11 protein-coding genes are annotated in these 12,337 nt (G+C 72.0%); 7 read left to right on the top strand and 4 right to left on the bottom strand.

What is annotated here, in order from left to right; genetic code table 11:
- Positions 1-122: 122 nt before the first annotated feature.
- The 3 genes from TR49_RS03285 to TR49_RS03275 all read right to left on the bottom strand — a co-directional run bounded on the left by TR49_RS03285 (position 123) and on the right by TR49_RS03275 (position 3,617).
- Positions 123-1,235 carry an alpha/beta hydrolase gene (locus tag TR49_RS03285; RefSeq protein WP_042376843.1) on the bottom strand — a complete coding sequence of 371 codons (1,113 nt, stop codon included), beginning with the start codon at positions 1,233-1,235 and terminating at the stop codon, positions 123-125.
- Between the two features lie 163 nt (positions 1,236-1,398).
- Positions 1,399-2,985 (bottom strand): class I adenylate-forming enzyme family protein, encoded by a 1,587-nt coding sequence (locus tag TR49_RS03280; RefSeq protein ID WP_042376841.1) that lies wholly within the window; start codon positions 2,983-2,985, stop codon positions 1,399-1,401.
- Positions 2,982-3,617, bottom strand: a complete 636-nt coding sequence (locus TR49_RS03275) for an isochorismatase family protein (RefSeq protein WP_042376839.1) — start codon at positions 3,615-3,617, stop codon at positions 2,982-2,984. Before TR49_RS03275 ends, TR49_RS03280 begins: the two co-directional genes overlap by 4 nt.
- 91 nt (positions 3,618-3,708) lie before the next feature.
- Between TR49_RS03275 and TR49_RS03270 the strand changes: the two genes are divergently transcribed.
- From TR49_RS03270 to TR49_RS03250, 5 genes are all read left to right on the top strand, one after another.
- Positions 3,709-4,920, top strand: coding sequence for an amidohydrolase family protein (locus TR49_RS03270; RefSeq protein ID WP_042376837.1), 1,212 nt, complete (start codon positions 3,709-3,711; stop codon positions 4,918-4,920).
- A gap of 24 nt (positions 4,921-4,944) precedes the next feature.
- The gene (locus TR49_RS03265) at positions 4,945-6,093 is read left to right on the top strand and encodes an acyl-CoA dehydrogenase family protein (RefSeq protein WP_042376835.1); all 1,149 of its coding nucleotides are present in this window, start codon (positions 4,945-4,947) and stop codon (positions 6,091-6,093) included.
- A gap of 3 nt (positions 6,094-6,096) precedes the next feature.
- Complete coding sequence (locus TR49_RS03260) at positions 6,097-6,981, top strand: acyl-CoA dehydrogenase family protein (protein ID WP_042376833.1); 885 nt, start codon at positions 6,097-6,099, stop codon at positions 6,979-6,981.
- 312 nt (positions 6,982-7,293) lie between these two features.
- Positions 7,294-7,755, top strand: a complete 462-nt coding sequence (locus TR49_RS03255; protein WP_042376832.1) for an ATP-binding protein — start codon at positions 7,294-7,296, stop codon at positions 7,753-7,755.
- Positions 7,756-7,832: 77 nt separating this feature from the next.
- Complete coding sequence (locus TR49_RS03250; RefSeq protein WP_160311526.1) at positions 7,833-8,891, top strand: GDSL-type esterase/lipase family protein; 1,059 nt, start codon at positions 7,833-7,835, stop codon at positions 8,889-8,891.
- A 341-nt stretch (positions 8,892-9,232) separates the two neighbouring features.
- On the opposite strand, the gene TR49_RS03245 is transcribed toward TR49_RS03250, so the two are convergent.
- The gene (locus TR49_RS03245; protein WP_042376830.1) at positions 9,233-10,168 is read right to left on the bottom strand and encodes a cyclase family protein; all 936 of its coding nucleotides are present in this window, start codon (positions 10,166-10,168) and stop codon (positions 9,233-9,235) included.
- 81 nt (positions 10,169-10,249) lie between these two features.
- Here TR49_RS03245 and TR49_RS03240 point away from each other — a divergent pair, with 81 nt between their 5' ends.
- Together TR49_RS03240 and TR49_RS03235 are read left to right on the top strand one after the other, a co-directional pair.
- A complete protein-coding gene (locus tag TR49_RS03240; RefSeq protein ID WP_042376828.1) occupies positions 10,250-11,158 on the top strand; it encodes an SDR family oxidoreductase in 909 nt (302 codons plus the stop codon).
- Between the two features lie 18 nt (positions 11,159-11,176).
- Positions 11,177-12,331, top strand: coding sequence for an acyl-CoA dehydrogenase family protein (locus TR49_RS03235; RefSeq protein WP_042376827.1), 1,155 nt, complete (start codon positions 11,177-11,179; stop codon positions 12,329-12,331).
- Positions 12,332-12,337 lie beyond the last annotated feature (6 nt).

Raw genomic sequence — 12,337 nt, 5'->3', positions numbered from 1 at the left:
GGGCGCGAGGAACTGCGCGAGCAACCACCGGCGGCGGATGGCCCTGCGCGTCAGGGGCTCTCTGCCTGCATGGGTGGCCTGTCGCGCAGTTCCTCGCGCCCCCGGGATGGGTGCAACCGGAGCTAGCTGCTCACGCCCTGGCTTGCCGTCCTGGCGGAGAGCCAGGTCAGCGCCTCCGGCAGCATGCCGCGCCAGACGTCCGGGGTGTGGCCGCCGGACTGGACGGTCAGCAGGCGGCTGGCGCCCGGCTGGCGGAGCACGCCCAGGAGGGCGCGCGCCGACGGGACCGTGCCCTGGTCCTGCAGGCTGCCGGCCATCAGGAAGGAGACCGGCGGCTGCGGGTTCGCCAACTTCAGGCGGAGGTACGGGTTGTTGGCGCGGGCCAGTGCGGGGTCGCGGGTGACCAGGGGGGACTCGGGCGTGGTGTAGCCCGACAGGCTGACCGCCGCGCGGAAGGTGTCCGGGTGCTGGACGGTCAGGTTGACCGCGCAGTACGCGCCCGCTGAGTAGCCCATGATGCCCCACCCCGAAGGGTCCTTCACGGCGCGGAAGTTGGCGTGGATCAAGGCCGGCACGTCCTGTGCGAGCCAGGTGCCGGTCTTCGCCGCGCCGGGGACGTCCGCGCAGCCCGCGTCGGTGTTGCCGCCCATGGTGTTGAGCTTGGCCGAAACCATGATCATCGGCTTGACCTTGCCCGAGGCCATCAGCTTCTGCATCTCCTCCTGGACATGCATCGTCCCGAACCACGCCTGGGGCGTTCCCGGCGTGCCGGGCAGGAGTTCGACGACGGGGAAGGCGGTCTGGGCGTAGGCGGGGTCGCGGTACTGCGGGGGCAGCCAGACGTACAGGCTGCCGTCGACACCGGAGTGTGCGCCGATCACGTGCGCCTTCATGACGCCGGCGCTGTACTGGGTGAAGCGCAGCTTTCCGTCGGTCCTTGGGGCGTCGTGCCCGTTCTGACCACCTCCGCCGGCGACGGAGGTGGTCACCGGCGGGGAGTCGCTGACTCCGAAAAGATCGCTCCAGCTTTCGTAGAACGGCCCCATGCTGTTGTTCACGTAGACGAGCACCGCGATCACGGCCGTGAACTGGCTGAACAGGGCCAAGCCGAGTCGACCGCCCATTCTCAGCGGTCTCGGCCCGGGTATTCGGTTCCAGAACACGAACAGGGCGGTCAGTGCGCCCAACGTGACAATGACGGTCAGCACGAAGAAAGGTGTGCCGGTGAGACTCATCGCCGCCCCTTCAGGAAACTCCCCCGTCTCCGGGTGCGACTAACGGGTGGAAAAAGCAAGCTCCCTCGAGACTACCGACCGGCTGAAAAACCTCTTCATACCAACGGATGAACTCCGAACACCCGAACGGCGGGGGGATCCCCTAAGGGCTCGTCCGGGGTTCTCAGGGTTGTCGTTCCTGCCACGGCAGTGCCGCGAACATGTCCCGCAGCCGGTGCTTCAGCACCTTCCGCAGGGTCTCGTTGCGCGGCAGCGCGTCCACCACCTCCAGCTGCTCGGGGATCTTCTGCGTCATCAGCCCGGCCGCCCGCAGCCGTGTTGCGACCTCCGCCAGCGTCGGCGGCTCCACGCCGGGCCTGCGCTCGACCACTGCGCAGACGCGCTCGCCGCGTACCGGGTCGGGCAGGCCGATCACGGCCACGTCGCCCACGCGCGGGTCCTGGTAGAGCAGGTCCTCGATCTCCTTGGCGGAGATGTTCTCCCCCTTGCGGATGATGATGTCCTTGAGCCGTCCGGTCAGCCGGACGTGCCCGTCGGGGCGGACGTGACCGAGGTCACCGGTGCGGAACCAGCCGTCGGCGGTGAACGCCTCAGCGGTCAGGGCGGGGTCGGTGTAGCCGCGGCAGACCATCGGGCCGCGCAGCCACATCTCCCCGTCGACCACCCGCACCTCGCAGCCGCGCACCGGGTGGCCTTCGGTGTACGCGAGCTGTTCGGGGGTGTCGCGGGGGGAGCCCATGCAGATGGCGGGGGCCTCCGTCATGCCGTAGCCGTGGGCCAGCACCACGCCCATCTCCTCGGTCACCTCCCGGTACAGCTCCGGCGGCATCGGCGCGCCGCCGCCGGAGAGGATGCGCAGGGTGGGCACGAGCCGCTCGCCCGGGGGCAGCGTGCGTTGCTCGGCGAGGAAGGCGGAGTAGAAGGCGGTGCTGCCGCCGGCCATGGTCACGCCGTTGCGCCGGTAGGCGGGCAGCACGTCCGGCAGCGCGAACACCTCGACCAGCAGCGCCGGGAAGCCGTGCACCAGCACGGCGACGAGGTAGTCGGGGCCGCCGATGTGCGCGTAGGGGAAGGCGATCGACCCGACGTCCTGCGGACTCATGTCCAGCGCGAGCGCGAAGCCGCTGCCGCCCGCAATCAGCGTCCGGTCGGTGTGCCGGGCGCCCTTGGGCGCGGAGGTGATCCCGGAGGTGTAGTAGACCCAGCGCACGGGAGCGTGCGCGTCGTCCAGGTCGGCGCGCGGCGGGGGCGGCAGCAGTGACGGGTCGCCGTCGGGCAGGTCGGCGTCGGAGTACAGGACCCGCACGGCCGGCGGCCGGGCCCAGCCCCCGGTCAGCTCCTCGGCCATCTTCACGTAGTCGAATCCGCGCCAGACGCCCGGCACGAGGTAGAGCCGGGCCCGGGACTCACCGAGGATGTGGCCGACCTCGGCGCCCCGGTAGATCGCGATGATCGGCGTCTGCACCGCGCCGAGCCGGGAGAGCGCGAGCGAGACGAGCACGGTCTCGATCCGGGTCGGCAACTGCCAGGCCACCGGCGTCCCGTCCTCGACGCCGTACTCGGCGCGCAGCCCGGCCGCGATCCGCTCGGCCCGGTCGCGCACCTCGCGGTAGCTGAGCCGCCGGTCGGGTTCACCCTCGCCCTCGCCGGTGCTTCCGGTGCCGGCCTCGATCAGCATGGGCGCGTCCGGCGTCGCCACGACGCGTCGCTCGAGCAGGTCCCACAGGCTTCCCGCGTCGGTGGTGGTCACGAGTCTCTCCCGTCTGTCCCGGGGGTGGTGAGGGCGCCGATGACCTCGCGCGTGCTGCTCAGGGTCGCGACGAGGGCGAGGGTGTGCGCGAGGACGGCTTCCGCGTACTCGGGCGGGGTTCCGGCGACGGCGTCGGTCGGGACCACGACCTGGAGCCCGGCGTCGACGGCGCCGAGGGTCAGCTCCAGCAGCGCGACGTTGAGCGAGACCCCGGTGACGACGAGCGTGGTCGCCCCGAGGTTGCGCAGCAGGGACGAGAGCCCCGTGTCCTGGAACGGGCCGAGGCCGTGCAGGCGGGGGAGGACGAGGTCGCGTGCGGGATCAGCGCCGAGCCCGGGGTGGAGCGCCGGGTCGAACGGCGTCGCGGCCCGGGCGGCGGCGGCGAAGAGGCGGGCGTTGGTGTTGGCCCCGCGGCCGTCCGCGCGCCGCTCCGCCGTGCAGTGCACGACGGGCACGCCGAGCCCGCGCGCGGCGGCGCAGAGCCGGGCGACGTTTCCGACCAGGTCGGTCCTGGCGGCGGCCGCGGCGAGCGCCGGGAAGACCGCGTCCTCGCCGAGCACGCTCTGCTGGCACTCGCAGGTGACCACGGCGGTGACCGCCGGGTCGAGAAGTTCCGTGAGTACGACGGCCATCCGGTCCTCGCTCGCTTGCCGCTTCAGGGGTCCGTGACTAGTCTGAATCTGACGGACCGTCAGGTAAAGGGTCGTGGAGAGGGAGCCTTGAATGGAAAGCTCTGCCGAACTGCCCATGGTGGTGAGCGTCGACGACCACGTGATCGAGCCGGCGCACCTCTTCGAGACCTGGTTGCCGGCCAAGTACCACGACCGTGGTCCGAAGCCGCTGCGCGCGGGCATCGGCCAGCTGGAGTACATCGGCGGCAAGTACCGCATCTCCATGGACCCCGACGGCCCGCCGACGGACTGGTGGATCTACGAGGACCTGCAGTTCCCTTACAAGCGCAACATCGCCGCGGTCGGCTTCGACCGCGACGAGATGACGCTGGAGGGCATCACCCGCGACGAGATGCGCCGCGGCTGCTGGGACCCGAAGGCGCGCCTGCTCGACATGGAGAACAACCACGTCGAGGCCTCCCTCTGCTTTCCGACCTTCCCGCGCTTCTGCGGCCAGACTTTCGCCGAGGCGCACGACAAGGAGGTCGCCCTCGCCTGCGTCCGCGCCTACAACGACTGGATGGTCGACGAGTGGTGCGGCGACAGCGGCGGGCGCCTCATCCCGCTGTGCCTGATCCCGCTCTGGGACGTGGAGCTGGCCGTCGCCGAGATCAAGCGGAACGCGGCGCGGGGCGTCCGGGCGGTCTGCTTCAGCGAGATCCCGACCCACCTCGGCCTGCCCAGCATCCACACCGGCTACTGGGACCCGTTCTTCGCCGAGTGCGAGGCCACCGGGACGGTCGTCTGCATGCACATCGGCTCCTCCTCGCAGATGCCCGCGGCCTCGCCGGACGCCCCTCCGGCCGTGCAGGCGACACTGAGCTTCAACAACGCGATGGCCTCCATGACGGACTTCCTCTTCAGCGGCGTCCTGGTGCGCCATCCGAGGCTCAAACTCGCCTACAGCGAAGGCCAGATGGGCTGGATCCCGTACGCGCTGGAACGCGCGGACGACGTCTGGCGCGAGCACCGCGCCTGGGGTGGGGTCCGCGACCTGATCCCCGAGCCGCCGTCGACGTACTACTACCGGCAGATCTTCGCCTGCTTCTTCCGCGACAAGCACGGGGTCGCCTCGCTGGACGCGGTCGGGGTCGACAACGTGACCTTCGAGACGGACTACCCGCACGTGGACTCCACCTGGCCGGAGACGAAGGCGGTGGCGCTGGACCACGTGAAGGGGCTGGCGCCGGACGTGATCTACAAGATCATGCGCGGGAACGCGATCAGGATGCTGGAACTGGACCTCGACCGGCACCTGCGCTGACCTCGGCCCGACGGGAGTGCACCCATGCAGCTCAGTGACACGCCTGCCGAGGCCGACTTCCGCCGACGGCTCCGGGAGTGGCTCGGCAAGACCCTCCCGGAGCTGCCGCCCGCGCCGGACCCCTCCGACTGGCCTGGTCGCCGCTCCTACGACACCGCCTGGCAGCGGCGGCTCTTCGACGCCGGATATGCGGGCATCCACTGGCCCGTGGACGCCGGCGGCCGCGGCTCGACCCCGTCGGAACACCTGATCTTCCTCGAGGAGACCGAACTCGCCGGCGCCCCCTATGTCGGGGCCAACTTCGTCGGGCTGCTGCACGCCGGGCCGACCGTCGCCACCGAGGGCACACCGGACCAGCGGGCGCGGTTCCTCCCGCCGATCCTCCGGGGGGACGAGATCTGGTGCCAGGGCTTCAGCGAGCCGGACGCGGGCAGCGACCTCGCCGCCCTGCGTACCCGCGCGGTCAGGGAGGGGGACGAGTACGTCGTCACCGGCAGCAAGATCTGGACCTCGCACGCCGAAGTCGCCGACTGGTGCGAGCTGCTGGTCCGCACGGACCCCGACGCGCCGAAGCACCGGGGCATCAGCTGGCTGGCCATGCGGATGGACGCGCCGGGAGTCACCGTGCGGCCGCTGCGCACGCTCGCCGGGACGACCGAGTTCGCCGAGCTGTTCCTCGACGAGGTCCGCGTCCCGGTGGGGGACCGGCTCGGCGCGGAGAACGACGGGTGGCGGGTCACCATGGTCACCCTCTCCTTCGAGCGCGGCACCGCCTTCGCCTCCGAGGCGGTCGGCTGCCGCCGCGAGGTGCGCCGACTCGCCCGCGTGGCACGCGCGAACGGCGCCTGGGACGACCTCGAGCTGCGTCGCGAACTCGCGGGGCTGGCTGCCGAGTTCACGGCGCTGTGGCGGCTCGTGCAGTGGAACGTCTCCGAGGCCGCCGCGCGGGGCGTCCCGGGAGCAGGCGGCAGCGTGTTCAAGCTCCGCTTCAGCGAGGCGCGTCAGCGGCTCCACGACGTCGCGGCCCGCGTCGTCGGCGCCGACGCGCTGCTGGACGGTCCGTGGACCGCGCAGCGGCTGCAGGGCCTCTCCTACACCATCGCCGCCGGCACCTCCCAGATCCAGCGCAACATCGTCGCCCAGCGCATCCTGGGCCTGCCGAAGGGGCGTTGAGGCATGGAGTTCCGGCTGACCGACGACCAGGACCGGCTCCGGCACGGCCTACGCGACATCCTGTCGGACCGTCAACTCACGTGGGAGGAGCTGACCGACGTCGGCATCTTCCAGCTCCGGGTGCCGGAGCGGGACGGCGGGCTGGGCCTCGGGCTGCCCGAGGCCGTGCTGGTCTTCGAGGAGGCGGGGCGCGCCCTCCTGTCCGGGCCGCTGGTCGGCACGGAGGTGGCGGCAGCCAGGCTCGGTCTGCGCGGCCGGGCCGAGGTGGTCCGCGTTCCCGCGCGGGGCCCGGTGCTCGTCCCGCAGTTGCCGCAGCTGGACCACGTCCTCCTGCTGCGCCCGGACGACTCCCTCGTCGTCCTGCCGGCCGCCGCCCTGGACGCGGCGCCCGCACCCGCCGTCGACCCGGACCGGCCGCTGTGGCGGCTGGAGGGAGAGCTTCCGGCCGGGGAAGGCCTGCCCGAGGGCGAAGCGCGTCGCGTCGCCGCCGACACGACGCTGCTGACCGCCGCCCTGCAGGCGGGCCTGGCCGCCCGCACCGTCACCGAGGCGGTCGGGTACGCGCGCACGCGCGCCCAGTTCGGACAACCGATCGGAGCGTTCCAGGCGGTGCAGCACCTGTGCGCGGACATGCTGGCCCGCGCGGAGCTGGCCCGGGTCGCCGTCTACGCCGCCGCGGTGTCGGGCGACGTGGAGGAGATCGCGGGGGCGAAGCTGCTCGCCGACGAGGCGGCCGTCCGCGGCGCGCGCGACTGCCTGCAGGTTCACGGGGGCATGGGGTTCACCTGGGAGGCGCGGGTGCACCGGCTGCTCAAGCGGGCATGGGCGTGGGAGCAGGCCGGTGCGGACCGCGAGCGCTGCCTGGACGAGCTGGCCGCGCACTTGTAGCACTGGTGTCGTAAGGGTGTTTTTGCCGCGACGCCTCCCGGCTTCCGGGCGTCGGGGTCCGGTTCGGTTACGCTCACGGGGGTGCGCAGCAAGCAGTCCGCCCACGAGGTCGACGTGGCCGCCGACCCGGAGACCGCCGGGGACAGATCGGCAGGGGCAGTATGCACCCCTGGGTGCCCCATCGGCTGGAATATGCCCGAAGACCATGCTCCTGGCCATGAGGCCGGATCATCCTTGTACGCATACCTGCCGGTACGCGGCTCGCGCGGCGGTCCGGCCCGGCTGATCCCGCAAGCACGGGTGGTGTGACAGGTGCAGGTTCAGGCACAGGTGCTTCAAGTCCAGACGGCGGTCGAGGCCGACCCGGCCGAGGTCGGCCGGGCCCGCCGCTGGGCCCGCAGTCGCCTCACCGGCTGCGGCGTCGACCTCGGCGAGTCCCTCGCCGACACCCTGGTTCTGGTCGTGTCCGAGCTGGTGACCAACGCCGTGGTGCACACCGGTTCGCCCGCCGTGCTCCGGCTCGTCTTCCCGGTCGGGCAGGGCGCGGAGCGGCGCCCGGTCCGCGTGGAGGTCACCGACGCGAGCGGGGCGCCGCCCGCGCAGCGCGTCGCCCCCGCCGAGGCGACCGGCGGGCGCGGCCTGGAGCTGGTGAGCGTGCTGACGGACCGCTGGGGCTGGTTCCCTGACGGCAGCGGCAAGCGCGTCTGGTGCGAGCTCGTCCCGGAGGAGCAGCCGGCCCCCGCCTCCGCCACCGCGGTCAGCTGCCCCACCTGAGCCGCAGGCGCCGCGGTTGATCGCCAAGGTTGATCGTCGCGCTCGACGGGAAGGCCCTCCACATGAAGGTTTCGCCCGTGTCGGCTTGGAACGCCGCTGCCACGGCTCGCGCCCTTGCGGGAGCGATCGACCTCGAGTGGGCCGCGGACGGGTCCTGGTTCCAGCCGTGGCGGCTCCCCTTCGCGGATCTGGAGCTCCACCACCGCGATCTCGTGCTGCCCGCGATGTGCCCGAGCGGCGTGCGGCTGCGGCTGCGGACCGCGTCCCGGCGGCTGCTGCTGGACGCCGAGTCGGTGCGGCTCCAGGGCGGGCCGGTCTTCGAGGCCTGGTGCGACCTGGCCGTGGACGGCGAGGTCGTGCGGTCCACCGCCCTCGGCGTCGCGGGAGTCGTCTTCGGCGGTCTGCCGCCGGGACCGAAGGACGTCGAGATCGCCCTGCCGATCTGCCCTGCGGTGCGGCTCCGCGGCGTGCGCGCGCTCGACGGGGAGGCACTGCACCCGCTGCCCGACGACCGGCCGCGCTGGACGGTCTACGGCAGCAGTATCAGCCACGGCTACCAGGCCACGCCGACGCAGACCTGGCCGGCCACCGCCGCACGCCTGTTGGGCCGCAACCTCACCAACCTCGGCTACGGCGGCGCGTGCCTGCTCGATCCGCTGGTCGGGCGAATGCTGGCAAATCACTCCGCGGAATTCATAACGCTCGAACTCGGCATCAACGTCTACAACTCGGCCGCCTTGCGGGAACGGACCTTTCTGCCCGCCGTGCACGGTCTGCTGGCCGAAATTCGCTCCCGGCAGCCCGGGGTGCCGGTGACCGTTCTCGGGCCGGTGTTCGGCGGAGCGCGCGAGTCCGAACTGACGGACGGAATGTCCGAGGCCTTCGGGGACCTGACGCTCGGAGCGCTCAGGGAGCAGCTGCACGATGCCGTCCAACTCCACCGCAGGCGCGGTGACACCGCCTTGACCTGGCTCGACGGCCGCGAACTCTGCTCCGCCGACGACGCAGGCCGCGGTGTCCTGCCGGACGGTCTGCATCCCGACGCGGCCCACCAGCAGGAGATGGGCCGACGTTATGCGGAGATCGACATCTCCGGCCGACGCGGGTTGACGCCGACTCGGACAACGAACAGATGAAGTCTCAAACGGTACGCAACCAATCCGAATTCCGGACAAGCCATTGACGTGACGTGTCCGCCTGATCACGCTTGGATTCAGCGATTCGTTGCGAGGGGACGCCAAGGGCGCGCCCGGCCTTCATGCTGTCCGCTTCCTTGGCGAGTGCGAATCGCGTCGGCGCTTGTTCAGGGCACGTCGGCGCCGACGGGGGCACCCCCGGCCTCAGGTTCGGGGGCTGGTGGCGGGGCGCCGTGACGCGTGGAGTCATCCGCGCACGGCGTCCCGCCATCCGATCGCCCGCTCATATCCGCTTGTGTGTCGTTGTTTGACCGCGTTGTTCGTCCGCGTTGCCCGGTCGGCTACTTGACCGCGACCGGCGCGACCGGCGCCCCCACGCCGCCGACGAAGGGCTCGGGCGCGGCGGCCAGCAGGAACGCGTGGACGCCGTCCGCCGCGCAGTCCGCGGCCAGGGCCTCCAGGTTCCAGTTCTGGCCCTGCATCATCCCCATCTCCACCAGGTCCAGTGCGTGGACGGGCAGGTAGAGGCCGTCGACCTCGGGCGGGAAGGTCTCGAACGTCAGCGTGTCGTTGGCGACCGCCGCGACGTCGCGCGCATGGAACCACGCCGGACAGCGCAGGCCCAGGCCGGGGGAGGGGAAGGCGTAGGCCTCGCGGTCCCCGCCCAGGTAGAACTGCATCTGGCCGGTGCGGACCAGCACCACGTCCCCGGCCCGGACCGTCGTGCCGGCCAAGGCCTCGGCGGCGTCCAGGTCCTCGGGCGTGACGACGTGGTCGCCCGGCAGCCGCCCGACCCCGTGCACGCGGGCCACGTCGAGCAGCACGCCCCGGGTGACCAGCGGGCCGGCCTTCTCGATGCCCGAGCGGGTCGCCCCCTCCTGCGCGTTGATGCTGTCGGCGGGGCGGTTGTTGTAGATCCGGCCACCGTGGCTGACGTGCCCGAGGCCGTCCCAGTGAGTGGCCGCCTGCAGGCCGAGCGTGGCGACGTCGTCGCTGGTGGCGATGGAACCGGGCCCGAACATCTCGAAGTTCAGCGCCACCATCGTGTGCAGCGGGTTGACCCGGCCCGGGATCATGCCCGTCTGCACGCCCTGCTGCCGCAGCGGCAGGGCGAGGTCGAAGCGCCGGCCGGAACGGACGCACGCCGCCGCGGCGCGGACCACCTCCGGGGTGATCAGGTTGAGTGTCCCGATCTCGTCGTCGGCGCCCCAGCGCCCCCAGTTGTTGACGCGCTTGGCGATCTCGCGGAACTCGTCGAACTCGGACGGTGCGGGCACGGTCCCTCGCCTCCTCTTCCCCTGGGAGTTCCCATCGGCAAGAATCTAACGGTCCGTCAGATTCTTGAGGAGGGGTACGGCGTGGCTGAGTTCCTGCGCGGCAAGACGGTCGCGGTGACCGGCGCCGGACGCGGCATCGGGCGCGCGGTGGCGCTCGCCTGCGCCGCCGAGGGAGCCGCTGTCGTGGTCAACGACTACGGCGTCGGCATCGACGGCTCCGCCCCGGCCAGCGAGGTCGCCGACGAGGTCGTCAAGGAGATCGAGGCCGCCGGCGGCCGGGCGGTGGCCGTCGCCGACGACATCGCCACCATGGCGGGCGGCGAGCGCGTCGTGCGCACGGCCGTCGAGGCCTTCGGGCGGCTGGACGGTGTCGTCTGCGTCGCAGGCATCCTGCGCGAGCGGATGCTCTTCAACATGTCCGAACAGGAGTGGGACCCGGTCATCGCCACCCACCTCAAGGGCACCTTCACCGTCTTCCGCGCCGCCGCCGCGTTGATGCGCCAGCAGGGTGGCGGCAGTCTCATCGGTTTCACCAGCGGGAACCACCAGGGCTCCGTCAGCCAGGCCAACTACAGCGCGGCCAAGGGCGGAATCATCTCGCTGGTCCGCAGCGCCGCCCTCGGCCTGAACAAGTACGGCGTCACCGCCAACTGCGTGGCCCCGGTGGCCCGCACGCGCATGTCCGCGAACGTCCCGATGGAGCTCAAGGAGATCGGCGAGCCGGAGGACGTGGCCGCGCTCGTGGTCTACCTGCTCTCCGACGCCGCCAAGGAGATCACCGGGCAGGTCTACACCGTCGCCGGGCCGAAGATCGCCGTCTGGGCCCAGCCGCGTGAACTGCGGGCCATGTACGCCGCGTCGGGCTCGTGGACCCCGGAGCGCATCGCGGACTTCCTGCCCGGCACGGTCGGCGTCGACCCGATGCCGATGCTCCAGCAGCTGGAGGTCATGGCGAAGGCGGCGGCCGCGAAGGAACGTCCCAATGCGTAGACGGTTGGGAGACCGGTGATGGACTTCGGCTTCGACGCGGCGGACGAGGAGTTCCGCGCGCGGGCACGGCAATGGCTCGACGAGCGGCTCGGCCCCGGCGGGGCCTTCGCCGACCTGCGCGGCGTCAGGACGCCCGAGGACGCCGACCGGCGCCGGACCTGGGAACGCGAGCTGGGCACGGGCGGCTGGATCGGCATCGGCTGGCCCGAGTCCAGCCTGACCCGGCAGGTCGTCTGGTTCGAGGAGTACGCGCGGGCCGGGGCCCCCGACCCGCTGGGCATCGTCGGCGAGCAACTGCTCGCCCCGACCCTGCTGCTGCACGGCACACAGGCGCAGCGCGACCGCTACCTGCCCGGCATCGCCGACGGCACCGAGATCTGGTGCCAGGGCTACAGCGAACCCGACGCCGGCTCCGACCTCGCGAACGTCCGCACCGTGGGCGAGCCGGCGGCGGACGGTGACGGTTGGCTCGTCAGCGGGCAGAAGACGTGGACGTCGCTGTCCCAGTGGGCCGACTGGTGCTTCGTGCTGGCCCGCACCGAGCCCGGCTCACGCCGCCACACCGGCCTCAGCCTGCTGCTGATGCCGATGCACCAGGAGCCGGGACGCATCGAGGTCCGCCCGATCCGGCAGCTCGACGGCGTCAGCGAGTTCAGCGAGGTCTTCTTCGACCGGGCGCGGGCCGTCGACGTCCTCGGCGCGGTCGGCGAGGGCTGGCGGGTCGCCATGACGCTGCTCTCCTTCGAACGCGGCGCGGGCATGCTGGGTCGCCAGATCGGCTACCAGCGCGAACTCGACGCCGTCCTGCGGGCGGCGGCGAACTCGGGCGCGGACCGCGACCCCGTCCTGCGGGAGGCGCTGACGCGCCAGTGGGCGGACCTGTGGGTGATGCGCGCGAACGCGCTGCGCACACTGGGCCGGGCGGAGCCCGGCACGGCGGCGGTGGCGAAGCTGGTGTGGGGCAACTGGCACCAGCGGCTCGGGGAGCTGGCGCTCCGCGTGCGCGGCCTCCCGGGCGCCTTCGCCGACGGACGCGCGCACGATCCGGACCGGTACCCGCTCACCCCGGCCCAGCACACGCTGCTCTTCTCCCGCGCGGACACCATCTATGGCGGCAGCGACCAGATCCAACGCAACATCATCGCCGAACGGGTCCTCGGACTGCCGCGTTAGCTGCAC

The organism is Streptacidiphilus melanogenes, from assembly GCF_000787835.1.
Lineage (GTDB): Bacteria > Actinomycetota > Actinomycetes > Streptomycetales > Streptomycetaceae > Streptacidiphilus > Streptacidiphilus melanogenes.
This window is presented reverse-complemented; position numbering and strand designations above follow the sequence as displayed.

What these genes read in the sequence shown, in the direction of transcription:
- TR49_RS03285 (WP_042376843.1), bottom strand. Translation starts at nt 1,235, where the DNA reads ATGAGTCTCACCGGCACACCTTTCTTCGTGCTGACCGTCATTGTCACG.
- TR49_RS03275 (WP_042376839.1), bottom strand. Translation starts at nt 3,617, where the DNA reads ATGGCCGTCGTACTCACGGAACTTCTCGACCCGGCGGTCACCGCCGTG.
- TR49_RS03270 (WP_042376837.1), top strand. Translation starts at nt 3,709, where the DNA reads ATGGAAAGCTCTGCCGAACTGCCCATGGTGGTGAGCGTCGACGACCAC.
- TR49_RS03265 (WP_042376835.1), top strand. Translation starts at nt 4,945, where the DNA reads ATGCAGCTCAGTGACACGCCTGCCGAGGCCGACTTCCGCCGACGGCTC.
- TR49_RS03260 (WP_042376833.1), top strand. Translation starts at nt 6,097, where the DNA reads ATGGAGTTCCGGCTGACCGACGACCAGGACCGGCTCCGGCACGGCCTA.
- TR49_RS03235 (WP_042376827.1), top strand. Translation starts at nt 11,177, where the DNA reads ATGGACTTCGGCTTCGACGCGGCGGACGAGGAGTTCCGCGCGCGGGCA.